Below are 16,895 nucleotides of genomic sequence, written 5' to 3'. Positions count from 1 at the left end.
GTTTATTTAGAGTTCAGTAACCATGCATTCTTGAATGCTTCGTCTTTTTTTAACTCATTCATTTTCTTATAAGCAGTATTTTTGTCGGCAAACCCGCAGAGGGCAAGGCGGTAACGTCCGCTTCCTTCGATGATGTTCGCTTCCTTAAAGCCTTTTTGCTTATATTCCTTTAATGTTTGCTGTGCATCGGCGGCTGTCGCCAGACTGGATACTATAATAAAGTATTTTGGTTTTGCTGTAGCGGCTTCGGCTTTATTTTGTGCCGGAGCAGAAGCGGGGGATGCAGTTACCGTTGCAGGAGTTGTCTTGCCGGCAACAGGCTTTTCCGTTTTCGGGGCTTCTTTACCTGTATCTTGTTTGGGAGTCTCTGTTTTTGGCGAACCGACCTTTTCCACTTTGACGACTACAGGTTTTAGACTTTTGTGCCCCACTTGCTGTTGCGGAGTACCCGATGTCTTCTTGGCCTGAACTGTCTGTGGCTGCTGCGGTACAACCAAAGTGGTTGCCAGCGACTGTGAACGGATAGCCTCAAATAATCCGTCTGTTCCCAAAGAGGCGTAATTGCCTTTATCCACATAGGTGTTTTCTACAGGTACCGAAAGGAAAAAGAACAGGATAACAGCTGCGGCAATTGCCACTGCGTTGCCCAACCAGCGACGGTTGAAACGGATGGCGGCTCTTTCCTTTTGGGGCTTTAATACCAACTCCTTGGTTGAAGAAGTAATTGAACTTTTTTCGGCTAAGGGACTGATAGATAAAGAACTGAAACCATATAAATGGGGAGAAAGGATACCCTCTTCATTGGGGCGGAATTCGTAAGAATTATGAATAGTGTAATGCAAATCACCTATGCCATATAATTGGACATATCCGTCTTTATATAAAGTATCTTTTAGTTCTTCCACCTCTTTTTCAATCATCCGTGTTGCATCCGGAAAGTCTGTATGATGGACTTGCATGTATGACTGTACCAACAGTCCGTCATTCATTGTCAACTGAGGATTGAAGCCAATGGTACGCATAGGAGGGAAATAGAGGTTATCGGATTCAGCGTAATACGCTGGTTGATAATGAGCTATAAACCCACCTAGTTCAGGAACAATGACGCAATCATTTTCCAGTAACAGAATTTCTATATGTCTAGCCAATTCAATCATACTGCAAAAATAGCATTTTTATTCCATTTCAGCGCAACTTTTATGAAGGAAAATGTCCTTGCCACATATTTTTATTGTAATTTTGCAGCGTATAAAAAGTTAGAGTAACTAATAATAAAATGAATATAGCAATTGTAGGAACCGGATACGTTGGACTAGTAACCGGTACATGTTTTGCCGAAACCGGCGTGAATGTAACTTGTGTGGATGTAAATGCCGAGAAGATAGAGAGTCTGCAGAAAGGTATTATTCCCATTTATGAACCGGGACTGGAGGGCATGGTGCAACGCAATGTCAATGCCGGCCGTCTTCATTTTACGACTTCACTGGAGAATTGCCTTGATAATGTAGATATCGTGTTCAGTGCCGTAGGTACACCGCCTGATGAAGACGGAAGTGCCGATTTGAGTTACGTATTGGCGGTTGCCAAAACCATTGGCGCGCATATGAAAAAATACACGTTGGTGGTGACAAAGAGTACCGTGCCGGTGGGAACTGCACATAAAGTGAAAGACACTATTCAGGCAGAATTGGATAAGAGAGGGGTGGCCATAGAGTTTGATGTGGCTTCGAACCCTGAATTTCTGAAAGAGGGCAATGCCATTGACGACTTTATGAGTCCCGACCGTGTGGTGGTCGGTGTTGAGTCTGAACGGGCAAAGAAACTGATGACCAAATTATACAAGCCTTTTATGATGCTGAATTCACGTGTTATTTTTATGGATATTCCTTCTGCCGAGATGACTAAGTATGCTGCCAATTCAATGCTTGCTACTCGTATCAGTTTTATGAATGACATAGCCAATCTTTGTGAGTTGGTAGGAGCTGATGTAAATATGGTACGCGACGGTATCGGTTCTGACAGTCGCATTGGTCGTAAGTTTCTTTATCCGGGATGCGGCTATGGCGGTTCCTGTTTTCCAAAAGACGTAAAGGCGTTAATCAAGACGGCAGAACAGAATGGATATCCGATGCGGGTCTTGAAAGCTGTGGAAGACGTGAACGAAACCCAGAAGAGTCTTCTTTTTGAGAAATTGGAAAAGGTGTTCAATGGTGATTTGGAAGGTAAGACCATAGCCCTGTGGGGATTGGCATTCAAGCCCGGCACGGACGATATGCGTGAAGCTCCTGCATTGGTATTGATTGAGAAATTGAGAAAGGCCGGTTGTGTAGTCCGTGCCTATGATCCTGCGGCGATGGAGGAATCAGAGAGAAGAATAGGAGATACAATATTTTATGCTCGCGATATGTATGATGCTCTTTTGGATGCTGACGCATTGATGTTGGTGACAGAATGGAAAGAATTCCGTTTACCGGCATGGGGAGTTGTTAAGAAAACAATGAAACAGGCTGTAGTCTTGGATGGGCGTAACATTTATGACGCAAAAGAACTTCAGGATTTAGGGTTTGTTTATCACTGCATAGGCAAATAATCACATTAAAGATGTATAAATCATATTTGATTGTCGTTTTGGCTGCGATATTTTCTTCTTGCGGAGCTAATCTGAAAAAGGAGGCTTTGCAAGAAGAGGATAGAGAGGCGAAAGAAAAGTTGCAAGGCATTTGGCTGGACGACAATACGGAAACCGCTGTGCTAAAGGTTGCAGGCGATACTATTTATTATGCTGATGCTGCTGTTGCTCCAGTCGCCTTTAAAATTACAGGCGATACGTTGACTACTTATGGAGCACAGGTCAATAATTATAAGATAGAGAAACAGGGAGAATATATTTTTTGGTTTCATTCACTGGTAGGGGATGTCATTCGCTTGCACAGGGCAGAGAACGATGCTGATTCTTTATCTTTTGTTCATGAGCAAGAAGTTCCTGTGTATACGGAAGTTATCAAGAAAGATTCGGTGGTGATGTATAACAATACGCGTTATCGTGGTTATGTCTATATCAATCCGTCTAAAATAAAAGTGATGCGTCCGGGAGTCTCGGAAGAGGGCTTGAGTGTGGATAATGTATATTATGACAATATCATCCATATTTGTGTATACGAAGGTAAACGAAGTCTGTTTGCGAAGGATATTACGAGGCAGATGTTCAAGGATGTCATACCCGATGATTTCTTGCAGTGGGCCATTCTTTCGGATATGGATTTTATGGGAGTTGATGCAAAAGGCTATCATTATCAGGCCACTGTTTGCATACCGGACGGTGCTTCTTGTTATGTGGTCAATATTGCGATAGATACGAATGGTAAACTATCCTATGAATTGGCTCGTTGAATAAAGAAAAGAGTGAGGGTGTGTCGAAACTCTCATAAACTAAAAGTCACCCTCGCTACAGCTACCTGTGGCGAGGGTGATTTTGATAAAAGGGGAGTTTTGACACATCTCCTATAATATGGAGAGGCTGTAAACTCACAGGTTTTATGATTTCTGCTGCTTTTTACCGTTATTGCCGTTTCCGGGTTTGCGTGTGGCACTGTTTCTTTTCCCTTTAAAGTTTCCTTTTCTTTTTCCACCATTATTATTACTGCGTGGATTGTATTCGGGCGCTGTGCCTAATTCCTCCGGTACAGGTATTTTGTAAATGTCCTTACCTATAAAGTTTTCGATGGACTTAAATTGTGTCTGTTCTTTTTCGCTGACAAAGGTTATAGCGCACCCATCGTTGTTTGCGCGGGCTGTACGGCCGATGCGGTGCACATAATCCTCACTGTCGTGCGGCACATCATAATTAATAACCAGGCGTATGTCATCAATGTCAATGCCTCGTGAAACAATATCGGTTGCAATCAGGATATTTATCTTTCCACTCTTGAAGTCATGCATAATCTGGTCGCGCTGTGCCTGTTCCAAGTCAGAGTGCATTTCGCCGACGTTAAGTTTCATGCGACGGAAAGCTTGAGTAACCTCTTTTACTTTCATTTTGGATGATGCGAAGATAATCACGCGTTCAGGCGTCTGGTCTTGAAATAATGACTGTATAATGCCCAGCTTTTGATTTTCATAACAGATATAGGCTGTTTGGATAATCTTTTCAGCCGGTTTGGATACTGCCAATTTAATCTCTTCCGGATTTCTCAGGATAGTTTTGGCCAACTGCTGTATCTTGGCAGGCATTGTGGCAGAGAACATGATTGTTTGGCGTTCCTTAGGGAGATATTTTACTATTTGCATGATGTCGTCTGCAAACCCCATATCCAACATACGATCTGCCTCATCCAAGATGAAAAAAGACACTTTGGAAAGGTCTACATATCCTAAACTAAGATGGCTGATTAAGCGGCCGGGGGTGGCAATGACTACTTCTGCTCCCAAGGTCAGTCCCTTTTTCTCTTGTTCAAAACGCACTCCGTCGTTTCCACCGTATACAGCTACGCTGGATGCCGGCATAAAATAGGAGAAACCTTCCATTTGCTGGTCTATCTGCTGTGCCAGTTCGCGGGTCGGTGCCATGATGATACAATTGATGGCATCTTCGGGATAACCTCCCTTGCTTAATTGATTTAAGATGGGGAGGAGATACGCTGCTGTTTTACCGGTACCTGTTTGTGCGACTCCTATCAAGTCCTTTCCTTCAAGGATGATAGGAATAGTATGTTCTTGTACGGGAGTACACTCTTCAAATCTCATGGCTTCCAATGCCTGGAGCACACTCTCTTCTAAATTTAGTTCTGAAAATTTCATATATATATTTTATACTATCTTTCTTACAGTTTGCCGCGCTCTTCCAGATAAGAATCTTTAAAGCCAAGGAAATAAAGCACTCCATCCAGTCCGATGGTATTAATGGACTGTTTGGCATTCGCCACTACTTTGGGTTTTGCATGGAATGCAATGCCTAGCCCGGCAGTAGACAGCATGGGCAAATCATTGGCACCGTCACCTACGGCTATGGTTTGTGCGATATCTACTTTTTCTACTTGTGCAATCAGTTTTAATAATTCCGCTTTACGCTTTCCGTCTACTACGTCCCCCAAATAGCGGCCGGTTAATTTACCGTCTACTATTTCCAGTTCATTGGCGTAAACATAATCAATGCCGTATTTTTGTTTCAGGTAGTTGCCGAAATAGGTGAATCCACCCGAAAGTATAGCTATTTTATAGCCATATCGTTTTAATACGAACATGAGTCTTTCCACCCCTTCTGTAATGGGCAGGGTTTCGGCAATTTCACGCATTACACTCTCATCCAGACCTTTCAACAAAGCTACGCGTTCGGTGAAACTTTCGATAAAGTCTATTTCACCACGCATGGCCCGTTCGGTTATTTCTCTTACTTTGTCACCCACACCGGCACGTTCCGCCAGTTCGTCGATACATTCTGTCTGGATAAGTGTAGAATCCATATCAAAACAAATCAGGCGACGCATACGTCGGTACATATTGTCTAATTGGAGAGAGAAATCCATTTCCAAATCGCTGCTGAGTTTCATCAGTTCCCGCTGCATTTCTTCCCGGTCTCGGGGAGTGCCGCGAACGGAGAACTCAATGCAGGCACGCACATTTGCCTTTTGCTCGTCCAAAGGAACACGACCTGTCAAACGTTTGATGGCATCTATGTTCAAACCTTGTTCCGCAATGATGCGCGTGACGGCTGCAATCTGTTTGGCAGAAAGTTTACGTCCCAGCAAGGTCAGGATATAGCGGTTCTTTCCCTGCATTCCTACCCACTCCTCGTATTCTTCCACCGTAATGGGGTAGAAGCGGATGGTAATTCCTAAAGCGGATGCATTAAATAGCAAATCTTTCATGATATTACCCGAATCTTTTTCCCGGCTTTTGAATAAAATACCCAATGAAAGAGTGCTATGAATATCGGCTTGTCCTATATCCAAAATGGTAACATCATATTTTGAAAGTATTTCCGTAATGGAAGCCGTCAGTCCCGGCCTGTCCAAACCGGTGATACGAATTAAAATAAGTTCAGTACTTGTATCCATACATAAAATGTTGCTATTTACAGATTGCAAAAGTACGCAATTTAATCCTTTCAAGCTATCTTTTTGAGATTCTTTTTTCTCGATGGAATGGATGATTTTATGCTATATAACATATTTTTTGATATAAACTCTTGGAGTTCGCATAAAAACTCCTTACCTTTGCCGCAGATTTCCAAATATAATGGCTTTGATTATCAGGCCAAAAGACAATGTTCCGGGGAGGAATCACTGTTTAAGGGCAGTCCCGGATAGTATTAACCAAAACCGAATTACATGATTAAAAATGTAAAGTGGATTTTTGTTGTATTAATCATTAGTTCCTTGATTTCGTTCTCATTTGTAGGGAAAGACACGCCGACAGAAGGGCTGACGATAGGAGATAAAGCTCCGACTTTTACCATCTGCGGCGAGAAGCAACTGATTGACTTAAAAGATTTGAGAGGTAAATACGTGTTGCTTAGTTTTTGGGCCAGCTATGATGCTCCTTCAAGAGTGCAGAATGCTACCTTGAATCATGCAATAGAGCAGGCTGATAACGTGGAAATGGTTTCTGTTTCGTTTGATGAATTTAAATCAATATTTAACGAAACCATTAAAAAAGACCGGATTTCAACATCTAATTGTTTTGTTGAACTGGCAGGTAATTCTTCCGATTTATTCAAAACTTATCGTTTGAATAAAGGGTTTAAGAATTTTCTTTTGGACGAAAACGGTGTCATTGTAGCGAAAGACATCACTCCATCCCAACTTTCTTCTTATTTAAATTAAGAAGAGAGTTTCCGTAAGGAAAAACAAAAATACAACAAAAATAATAGCCATGACTTCTGTTACAGAGGACATGGCTTTTTTTATGCTTTTTTCCTTCTATTCTTATGTCTGTTAGTGGCCCGGTCCGAAAAGGATTACTAACGTACTTTTTCGAAGTGCTGGTAGTCTTTCAGGCTCTTCCAAGCACCTCCCCAAATGAAACCGTGTTTAATGAATTCCTTATAGCATAAATCGTTCTTGTCTATTTTGTAGGGAAAGGACAGGCCTCTGTCTGCATATTTCTTCCCGTTCTCGGGAGATATGATGACCTTTCCGTTCTTGTTGGTTCTGACATAAGGATTATAAAGCGGGTTGATATCTATTGCCAGCCCTTTGCTGTGATTGGACAGTTTCCGGGTGCCCGGCACAACACGGAAATTGAAGCAAGAGGAATTGTTGGCTTGCATGGACCGATTGTCTTCTGCGTCATATTCATCAATTAATACCATTCGTTCAATGGGGTATCGGGCTTTATACAAGGCTCGGAATATTTCGATTAAATCATCGCTTATGGCTTTATTGCAGACTAATTCACCAAGGCATATTTCTCCTTTCAGGTTATAATGGAGCACCTTCAGATAACGTAATTCTTCCTTCGGTATGGTGCAGTTTGTTTTATAGGACTTTCCATAGATTCTTTTGAAGAGGGCGTCGTCAATCTTCTGTATCTTAAAACAATTGGCTGTTCCAAACTGTGCTATACTCTTCTGACTGACCGTTTCTCCGGCTTTCCATATTCTTAATATCGTTTGTTCCTTATCGTTTTGCTCTCCTTGAGAGAATAGGCAGACGGATGAGGAAGGGCTGGATATAAAGGTTAAGAGGCAAAACAGGCTTCGGGTGAGTAGGTTTCTTATTTTCATTTGTTTTTGCTTTAAGGATGGATATTCTGTTTGGCAGGTAAAAATACTGCTTTTTTATTGATTTACATCATTCTCTATTCTTTTTCAAATGCTTATCTTTGCAATAATTAATTAAAAATGTATGAGACAGATAAAGAATATTGTGTTTGATTTTGGCGGGGTTATTATTGATATTGACCGTGACCGTGCAGTGAAGAAGTTTATTGAAATAGGAGTGAGGGATGCGGATAATCTGCTTGACAAGTATCATCAGAAAGGTATCTTTTTGGAAGTGGAGGACGGACGTATCGATGCTGAGTCTTTTCGACTGAAACTGAGTGAGAGTTGTGGCAAGGAACTGACATACAAAGAGGTGGAATTAGGATGGAGAGGATTTATTACTGCTGTGGAACAGTATAAATTGGACTATTTGAATACCCTTCGCCAACGTAAATACAATGTTTATATATTAAGCAATACCAATCCATATATTATGGGATGGGCGCGTAGCAAGGAATTTACACCTGCAGGCCGTCCGCTGGACGATTATGTGGATAAGATATATGCTTCTTATGAAGTGAAATGTGTAAAGCCCAATCGGGGAATCTTTGAATATATGGTAAGGGATGCTGCGCTGAATCCTTCTGAAACTGTTTTTGTGGATGACGGTGCTTCGAATATAGCCGTAGGCAAAGAACTTGGCTTTGTCACGTTGCAACCCGCGAATGGTGAAGACTGGCGTGAAAAACTGGAAAAGCTCCTATAATTATTTAGGAGCTTTTCTGTATAAGTAGATTGCTATTAATGTATAGAGTATATTAGGTATCCATACTGCCACAATCGGGGGAGTATTTCCATTGATGGCAAAAGTTGCGGAAACCGTTTGGAATAGAATGTAAGAGAAGCTTAAGGCCAAACCTACACCCAAATTCAGTCCCATTCCTCCTTTAACCTTACGGGATGACAGTGAAACACCGATGGTAGTCAGAATAAAGGCGGCAAAAGACATGGCGATACGTTGGTAGTATTCAATTTCAAACTCTTTGATATTGGCAAAACCACGTTTCTTTTGCTTGTCAATATAGCTCTTCAGGGCAGGACTGGTCATTGTCTGCTGCTGATTTTTCATAATAAGGAAGTCTTGCGGCTCCATTTTTATGATACTGTCCATCCGGTCGCCTTTACTGATTTTTTCACGCATACCGTCCATTTCCCGAATCATGTAGTTCTTGATAATCCATTTGTGTACACTGGCTGTATCATAGGTAATGCTCCGTGCGGTGAGATGGGATACCAATTTTTTATCCTTAAATTTGTCCAAAGAGAAACGGTAGCCTGTCTTGTTATAATTTTCATAGCGTTCAATGTAAGCAATTACACCACTGTCGACTTCCATCTGCACATTGCGTACATACTCCACCTTCTTTTTCTTTTTATAGCGGTCTTCAAAGTCGAGTCGTGTCACATTTCCTTTGGGGATGACGTATGCACCCAGTCCATAAGCTACTACAGAGATAATGGCTGCTGAAATCATATACGGCCGCATCATTCGCTTGAAACTCATTCCTGTAGAGAACATGGCAATGATTTCTGAATTCTCCGCCAGTTTGGAAGTAAAGAAGATAACGGCAATAAAGACAAAAAGCGGGCTGAGCAGATTGGAGAAATAAGGAATAAAGTTCATGTAATAATCAAAGACGATAGCTTTCAGCGGTGCCTTATTATTGATAAACCTGTCGATATTCTCGTTCACGTCAAACACTACTGCAATGGAAATAATCAATGCAATGGCAAAGAAGTAGGTCCCGAGAAACTTCTTGATGATATATACATCCAGCCTCTTGAGCCATCTGCTTTGCAAGTGTTTGTTGCCAGTCTGCGACTGCTCTTCATCTTTCGTGAATTTACCTGTGCTCTTCTTGAACCAATTCTTCATTTTCTATAAATTATAATCTTGTGGATAAGCGCTTTACCATCATTGGTTTCCATGTAGAGAAGTCACCGGCAATGATATGCTTGCGTGCTTCACCTGCCAGCCACAGATAGAATGCCAAATTGTGGATGGAAGCAATTTGCATGGCCAGCAACTCTTGTGCATGGAATAAGTGGCGCAGATAAGCACGGCTATACATGGTATCTACATACGATGCGCCGTCGGCCTCGATGGGCGAATAATCATCTTCCCATTTCTTATTACGCATATTCATGATTCCGTCTTTGGTAAAAAGCATTCCGTTTCGTCCGTTACGGGTAGGCATCACGCAGTCAAACATATCCACACCGCGTTCTATTCCTTCCAATATATTTATTGGAGTACCGACTCCCATCAGATAGCGAGGCTTGTCTTTAGGCAGAATTTCGTTGACTACCTCAATCATCTCGTACATCTTTTCGGTCGGTTCACCCACTGCCAATCCTCCGATAGCATTGCCGTCAGCACCTTTTGATGCTATAAATTCCGCCGATTGCTTGCGGAGGTCGGGATATACACAACCCTGTACGATAGGGAACAATGACTGCTTATATCCGTATTTGGGTTCTGTTTCGTTGAAACGTTTCAAGCAGCGGTCCAGCCAGCGATGGGTGAGTTGCATCGATTTCTTTGCATACTCGTAATCGGCGGTGCCCGGAGTACATTCGTCAAAAGCCATCATAATATCCGCTCCGATGGTACGTTCGATATCCATTACCTTTTCAGGGGTGAACATGTGCTTGGAACCATCGATGTGTGAACGAAATTCCACACCTTCCTCGCGCATCTTGCGGATGCCCGACAAAGAGAACACCTGAAAGCCGCCACTGTCGGTCAGCATAGGGCGGTCGAAACCGTTAAACTTATGCAGGCCACCGGCACGTTCGATGATATCCAGTCCCGGCCGCAGATATAAATGGTACGTGTTTCCTAATATAATCTGTGCCTTAATATCGTCTTTCAACTCATGTAAATGCACGCCCTTAACTGTTCCCAACGTGCCTACCGGCATGAAAATAGGAGTTTCTATCTGTCCGTGGTCTGTGGTGATAATCCCGGCACGGGCATTAGATTTGGGGTCTGTATATTGTAAGTCAAAAGTCATATTTATTTCTTTTCTTCGTTTGTTTGATGAGTAGTATTAAAGTCTATGGCACCGTTTACTTTCTCGTCAGTCAAAGCTAGTTCCAATACTTCTTTAATGTCATTTACATAATGGAAAGTTACTCCTTCCAAGTATATCGCCTGTATTTCTTCGATATTCTTGCGGTTCTCTTCACATAAAATGATATCCTTGATGCCGGCACGCTTGGCTGCCAATATCTTTTCCTTGATACCGCCTACGGGCAATACCTTTCCGCGTAGCGTGATTTCTCCTGTCATGGCAAGATTGGCTTTCACCTTGCGCTGGGTAAGGGCGGAAGCTAATGAAGTGACCATGGTAATGCCGGCAGAAGGCCCGTCTTTGGGAATTGCTCCTTCGGGCACGTGGACGTGTATGTTCCAATTGTCGAAGATATCTTCCCTCAGGTTGAGTAGCTGTGTGTGTGCCTTGATATATTCCAAGGCCAGCATAGCGGACTCCTTCATCACGTCACCTAAGTTTCCGGTCAAGGTGAGTTTTCCGCCTTTCCCTTTGCTCAAACTGGTCTCTACGAATAAAATTTCTCCGCCTACGGCTGTCCATGCCAGTCCGGTTACTACACCTGCATAGTCATTGCCTTGATATTTGTCGCGACTGTATTCGGGAGTACCTAAGTATTCTCTTACGTCATCAGGCTTGATTTCATGCACCAGCTCGAAGCCGTCACGTGCAAACTGCAAGGCAATCTTGCGCATGATTTTGTTTATCTTTTTTTCGAGCTCGCGCACACCGCTTTCACGTGTGTAATTTTCGATGATATATTCCAAAGCCTGTTTGCTGAACTTTACATATCCTTTCTTTATGCCGTTGGCTTCCAGCTCTTTCGGTACGAGGTGACGGCGGGCGATTTCCACTTTTTCCTCTGTGATGTATCCGCTCACCTCAATCAACTCCATACGGTCGAGCAATGGAGAAGGGATTGTGCCGAGGTTGTTGGCAGTGGCAATAAACATGACTTTGGATAAATCATAGTCCACGTCCAGATAATTATCATGGAACGTGTTGTTTTGTTCAGGGTCAAGTACTTCCAGCATAGCCGAACTGGGATCTCCGCGATGGTCGCTGCCCAGTTTGTCTATCTCATCCAGAATAATCACCGGATTGGACGATTCGGCTTTAATCAAACTTTTGATGATACGGCCGGGCATAGCGCCGATGTAAGTTTTGCGGTGTCCTCTGATTTCAGCCTCATCATGTACGCCGCCTAATGACATACGCACATATTTACGTTTCAAGGCAGATGCGATAGAACGTCCTAAAGATGTTTTACCTACTCCCGGAGGGCCATAAAGACAAATGATAGGTGATTTCATATTGCCTCTCAACTTCAGCACAGCCAAATGTTCCAAGATACGTTCTTTCACCTTTTCCAATCCATAATGGTCTTTGTTCAAAGTCTTTTCTGCATTATTGATATTCAGGTTGTCTGTAGTGTATGACTCCCAAGGCAAGGCCAGCAATGTTTGCAAATAAGTGAGCTGCACATTAAAATCAGGAGATTGCGAGTTGATACGCTCCAGCTTGGACAGTTCTTTCTCAAAGAGTTCTGCCACTTCCTTTCCCCATCTCTTGGACTGGCCTTTCTGACGCAATTCATCAATCTCGTCTTCTTGTCCACCTCCCAATTCATCCTGAATATTCTTTATTTGCTGTTGCAGGAAGTATTCGCGTTGTTGGCGGTCGATATCCTCGCGGGTACGTATCTGGATGTTTTGTTTGATATTGGCCAACTGCACTTCGCGGTTCAATATCTGAATAAGGCGATACATACGCTCTTTCAATACGTCATATTTCAGCAATTCTATTTTTTCTTCAACAGCAAAAGGGAAGTTTGAACTGATAAAGTTAACTAGAATTTCCGGGTTGTCCAGATTCTTTATAGCAAATACCGTATCAGGACTGAGCTTTTCCGAAACGTCAATAAATTTGGCTGTCAAGTCTTTGCAGGTATCTATCAGGGCTTTGAATTCGTCGCTGTCCTGCTCTTCATAATTCTCGTGGATAGCTGTAACCGTTCCTTTTAAATAAGGAACAGCTCTGGTTATGTTGTCCAGATGGATTTTGGGACCATTGGACTGCATGATAACGGTGGTATTGCCGCCCGGCATTTCAAAAACACGGAGAATCTTTGCAATGACTCCCACATGGTATAGGTCGGCAAATCCCGGGTCATCCAAATCTCCTTGTATTTGGCAGACAACGGCTATGGGTTGTTTTTTCTTATAGGCAGCGTTGACCAGTCTCAACGTACTGGGACGTCCGATAGTTACAGGCATGACTACCGATGGAAACATGACCATATTGCGCAAAGGCATTATGGGAATCTCTTTTTCAAATTCGATTGCAGATATGTCTTCCAAATCGGTTTGGATTTCAGCCAGCATAGAGATGTCATCAGCATCTGTATTCATCAAAATATCCTCTGTCTTTTTTCTTTTAACCATAATTCTATCTTCCTAGTTCTGTTTTTTAATGTTGGACTATTGCCCAAAACGGGGACAAAGTTAATCATTCCTTGGCGAATAAGGAAAATTCGTGAGTACTAAATGAGTTTTTAAAATCAAATAATTCCTAATATTTGGCGTATTCGGACTGAATTGACTATTTTTGGCGAAAAATAATATGACTACTATGCCGAATCCTTATTTTTCATTCAAACAATTTACCGTTTATCATGACCGTTGTGCCATGAAAGTAGGCACGGATGGGGTGTTGTTGGGAGCATGGACAGAGGTGTCTGATGCACGCGATATTTTGGATGTCGGCACCGGGACAGGGCTGATATCCCTGATGCTTGCCCAGCGCAGTGAAGCGCATATTATGGCTGTCGACATAGATGAAGATGCTGTGAAGCAGGCCGAAGAGAATGTAAAGAACTCGCCGTGGCCCGATAGGATAGAGGTGGAGCACCATGATATTTGCCATTTTGATTCAGATATCCGATATGATGTAATCGTGTCAAATCCTCCTTATTTTGTCAATTCGCTGAAATGTCCTGACGGACAAAGAAACATGGCCCGTCACACAGTCGGTTTAAATTTTGAATCGCTGATAAATAGTTGTGGAAGATTACTTTCTTCATCAGGGCGTTTCTCTGTCATTATTCCGACAGACGGTATGGATGAGTTTATGAAAATCGCCTCAGAGGAAGGGTTGCATTTGTCTCGCCGTACATGGATAAAAACCAAGCCGGATGCCACCCCCAAGCGGGTATTGATGGAATTTAAGAAGCAACCGGTGGCATGTGTGGAGGGTTGTTTGGTTGTGGAGCTCTCCCGCCATATATATAGTGAGGAATATATAGCGCTGACCAAAGAATTCTATTTGAAAATGTAACCTATTTTTTGGATAACCGTCTGAGTAAATGGCGGTTCAATACAAAAAGGTGATTGTACTTCTGTTTAATCATCTCTTCATGTTTAGGCTTCAAACCGCTAAAATACTCTGCTATCTGTTGCAGGAGGCTAAAAGGTTCCTCCTCTTTTTTTTTATTGGAGATTATCACATTCAGCCCATGAGGAATAAGTTCCACTTCGATATCTTTACCTCCCATCACCGGGTCACCGTCATAGTGCATTACCCCTTCTTTGGTGCGGTGTATCTTTATCTTTTTGGCACGCATGGTTTTAATGCGGCTGTTTTGGTCAATCGTTTTATTGAATAACTGGAAGGACAAGGACGGCACATCAAGCACGGTGAAAGGTTCCAGGATGGTGACATCCATCAGTCCGTCGGTCAAGGAAGCCTGGGGAGCAATATAGGCATTGTTGCCATACTGCGATGCATTGGCGCAAGCAATCAGGAATGCTTTATATTTGATTGTTCCCTCTTCATTCTCTATTTCATAGGTTTCGGGTTCGTACGTCAGACTTTCGTGTAAGGTATTTTCCAGATAGGTCAATAAGCCTCTTTTACCTGAATCGGCAAATTTCAGACTCACAAAAGCATCAAACCCTACACCGCATGTGCAGAAAAACGGCATATTGTTTATCTTTCCGTAGTCCACACAAGTACATTCGCCGGTATTCAGCAAGTCAATAGCTGCTTTGGCGTCCATCGGAATACGTAAATGGCGTGCCAATCCATTGCCCGAACCGCAAGGAATGATACCTAGTGCCGTGTTTGTGTGTACCAGCGAACGACCGATTTCGTTAATCGTACCATCGCCGCCTATGGCCACTACGATGTCTACATTCTCTTTGGCAGCCGTCGCCGCAATTTCGACGGCATGACCGGCGTATTGCGTTTTTACAATAGAATAATCAAAAAGCGCACGGTCTATGCGCTCGTCAATCCATTTCAATATGGCCTTCTTCCCCTGCGTCCCTGAGATGGGATTTACAACAAATACAATTCTTTTTTTTGCGGTCATACTTCTTTAGGTCGTTTAGCTTTCAAACAAGATGCAAAAGTAATACATTTTAGTTATAACCATCGAAAATCATAAAAGTTTTGATGTTACTAAATATTTTTTTTGAAAAAGAGAACAACGCTTTGCAGAAATTACTATCTTTGCAGCCTGTTTTGACGGGAACTCCCTAAAAGCAGAATGTATTAGTGAGTTTATATACATTTATTTTAATGTAAACCGATGAGGTTTACGCCACATATAATAAAATATGGGATTATTACAAGACAAGTTAAGTAAATTCAGATTGCCTCAGTTATACATGGAGCAGGGTGTTTATCCTTATTTCCGTGAGATAGACAGCCATCAGGATACGGAAGTTATCATGGACGGAAAAAAAGTCCTGATGTTTGGCTCTAACTCTTATATGGGGCTGACTTACGATGAAAGAATTATTGAAGCAGCAATTGCTGCAACCCGTAAATATGGTACAGGTTGTGCAGGTTCACGCTTCTTGAATGGTACACTCGACCTTCATGTTCAGTTAGAAAAAGAATTGGCAGAATTCGTAGGTAAGGATGATGCGTTGGTTTATTCCACCGGTTTTACGGTAAACGAAGGTGTGGTTTCATGCCTGACAGACCGTAATGACTATATCATCTGCGATGACCGCGACCATGCTTCTATCGTAGACGGACGTCGTCTTTCTTTTTCTACTCAGTTAAAGTACAAGCACAATGATATGGAAGCTCTTGAAAAAGAACTTCAGAAGTGCAAGCCCGAATCAGTGAAACTGATTGTGGTTGACGGAGTATTCTCTATGGAAGGAGACTTGGCAAATTTGCCCGAAATTGTCCGCCTGAAAGAAAAATACAATGCCAGCATCATGGTAGACGAAGCTCACGGTTTGGGAGTATTCGGACATCAGGGACGCGGGGTATGCGACCACTTCGGCTTGACCGACCAGGTAGATGTAATTATGGGTACTTTCTCTAAGTCACTTGCTTCCATCGGTGGTTTTGTGGCAGCAGACAAAGATACTATCAATTGGTTGCGTCATAATTCGCGTTCTTATATTTTCTCTGCAAGTAACACTCCGGCTGCAACCGCTGCCGCACGTGAAGCACTTCACATCTTGAAGACAGAACCCGAACGCAAGGCAAACTTGTGGACGATTACCAATTATGCATTAGACCGTTTCCGTCAGGCTGGTTTTGAAATCGGTGATACAGAGAGTCCTATCATCCCGCTTTATGTGCGCGATACCGATAAGACATTCGAGGTGACCAAATTGGCGTTTGATGAAGGTATCTTTATCAATCCGGTTATCCCTCCTGCATGTGCACCTCAAGATACATTGGTTCGTGTTGCTTTGATGGCTACCCATACCAAAGAGCAGGTTGACTATGCAGTAGACAAACTGACTCAATGCTTTAAGAAATTAGGCATATTGAAATAAAAGAATTTGTTTCAACGGTGCGGCTTGACAATCTTTTGTTGAGCCGCATCTGTTTTTTAGAAGATGGCCGGTTCGGTTATCTCTAAAGGGCATCGGCCGGGGCAGTTCACACGTATATACGCATGAGCCGATACGTACGTCCGCGTAGGCTCACACGTACGTCCGCATAGGTCCACACGTACGTCCGCATAGGCCCACACGTATATATGTCATTGTGTCAGGGTTCATCTGAGTGAATATTTACGCTCACGGAGTTTTGTGCATGAACTG

14 protein-coding genes are annotated in these 16,895 nt (G+C 42.7%); 6 read left to right on the top strand and 8 right to left on the bottom strand.

The genetic code is table 11. The features are described 5' to 3' along the window. Positions 1–2: 2 nt before the first annotated feature. Positions 3–1,157, bottom strand: a complete 1,155-nt coding sequence (locus IR173_RS01080; protein WP_237037856.1) for an HU domain-containing protein — start codon at positions 1,155–1,157, stop codon at positions 3–5. Positions 1,158–1,276: 119 nt separating this feature from the next. On the opposite strand from IR173_RS01080, the gene IR173_RS01075 reads away from it, so the two are divergent. Continuing rightward, on the top strand, positions 1,277–2,590 hold the full coding sequence (locus IR173_RS01075) for a UDP-glucose dehydrogenase family protein (protein WP_237037855.1): 1,314 nt from the start codon (positions 1,277–1,279) through the stop codon (positions 2,588–2,590). Between the two features lie 11 nt (positions 2,591–2,601). Next, complete coding sequence (locus IR173_RS01070) at positions 2,602–3,390, top strand: DUF4738 domain-containing protein (RefSeq protein WP_237037854.1); 789 nt, start codon at positions 2,602–2,604, stop codon at positions 3,388–3,390. 144 nt (positions 3,391–3,534) lie between these two features. On the opposite strand, the gene IR173_RS01065 is transcribed toward IR173_RS01070, so the two are convergent. Continuing rightward, positions 3,535–4,797, bottom strand: a complete 1,263-nt coding sequence (locus tag IR173_RS01065) for a DEAD/DEAH box helicase (RefSeq protein WP_237037853.1) — start codon at positions 4,795–4,797, stop codon at positions 3,535–3,537. A gap of 23 nt (positions 4,798–4,820) precedes the next feature. After that, positions 4,821–6,053, bottom strand: coding sequence for a phosphoserine phosphatase SerB (gene serB / locus IR173_RS01060; protein ID WP_237037852.1), 1,233 nt, complete (start codon positions 6,051–6,053; stop codon positions 4,821–4,823). A gap of 273 nt (positions 6,054–6,326) precedes the next feature. Between serB and IR173_RS01055 the strand changes: the two genes are divergently transcribed. After that, the gene (locus IR173_RS01055; protein WP_237037851.1) at positions 6,327–6,821 is read left to right on the top strand and encodes a TlpA family protein disulfide reductase; all 495 of its coding nucleotides are present in this window, start codon (positions 6,327–6,329) and stop codon (positions 6,819–6,821) included. Positions 6,822–6,958: 137 nt separating this feature from the next. On the opposite strand, the gene IR173_RS01050 is transcribed toward IR173_RS01055, so the two are convergent. Further along, positions 6,959–7,723: a M15 family metallopeptidase gene (locus IR173_RS01050; protein ID WP_237037850.1), complete on the bottom strand. Its 765-nt coding sequence runs from the start codon at positions 7,721–7,723 to the stop codon at positions 6,959–6,961. 121 nt (positions 7,724–7,844) lie between these two features. Here IR173_RS01050 and IR173_RS01045 point away from each other — a divergent pair, with 121 nt between their 5' ends. Then, complete coding sequence (locus IR173_RS01045) at positions 7,845–8,468, top strand: HAD family hydrolase (protein WP_237037849.1); 624 nt, start codon at positions 7,845–7,847, stop codon at positions 8,466–8,468. Here the strand turns inward: IR173_RS01045 and IR173_RS01040 are convergent, their stop codons facing one another. The 3 genes from IR173_RS01040 to lon are packed head-to-tail and all read right to left on the bottom strand — an operon-like array spanning position 8,469 to position 13,262. After that, positions 8,469–9,638, bottom strand: a complete 1,170-nt coding sequence (locus IR173_RS01040) for an LptF/LptG family permease (protein WP_237037848.1) — start codon at positions 9,636–9,638, stop codon at positions 8,469–8,471. It lies immediately after the preceding gene. A 10-nt stretch (positions 9,639–9,648) separates the two neighbouring features. Beyond that, entirely contained in the window at positions 9,649–10,779 is a 1,131-nt protein-coding gene (gene tgt, locus IR173_RS01035) for a tRNA guanosine(34) transglycosylase Tgt (RefSeq protein WP_237037847.1), read from the bottom strand. 2 nt (positions 10,780–10,781) lie between these two features. Beyond that, positions 10,782–13,262: an endopeptidase La gene (gene lon, locus IR173_RS01030; protein ID WP_237037846.1), complete on the bottom strand. Its 2,481-nt coding sequence runs from the start codon at positions 13,260–13,262 to the stop codon at positions 10,782–10,784. Positions 13,263–13,449: 187 nt separating this feature from the next. Between lon and IR173_RS01025 the strand changes: the two genes are divergently transcribed. Continuing rightward, on the top strand, positions 13,450–14,154 hold the full coding sequence (locus IR173_RS01025) for a tRNA1(Val) (adenine(37)-N6)-methyltransferase (protein ID WP_237038405.1): 705 nt from the start codon (positions 13,450–13,452) through the stop codon (positions 14,152–14,154). Between the two features lies 1 nt (position 14,155). Here the strand turns inward: IR173_RS01025 and IR173_RS01020 are convergent, their stop codons facing one another. Further along, the gene (locus IR173_RS01020) at positions 14,156–15,190 is read right to left on the bottom strand and encodes a diacylglycerol/lipid kinase family protein (protein ID WP_237037845.1); all 1,035 of its coding nucleotides are present in this window, start codon (positions 15,188–15,190) and stop codon (positions 14,156–14,158) included. 247 nt (positions 15,191–15,437) lie between these two features. Here IR173_RS01020 and spt point away from each other — a divergent pair, with 247 nt between their 5' ends. Further along, positions 15,438–16,625: a serine palmitoyltransferase gene (gene spt, locus IR173_RS01015; RefSeq protein WP_237037844.1), complete on the top strand. Its 1,188-nt coding sequence runs from the start codon at positions 15,438–15,440 to the stop codon at positions 16,623–16,625. Positions 16,626–16,895: the final 270 nt, after the last annotated feature.

It is taken from the genome of Phocaeicola faecalis, from assembly GCF_021730445.1.
Lineage (GTDB): Bacteria > Bacteroidota > Bacteroidia > Bacteroidales > Bacteroidaceae > Phocaeicola > Phocaeicola faecalis.
This window is presented reverse-complemented; position numbering and strand designations above follow the sequence as displayed.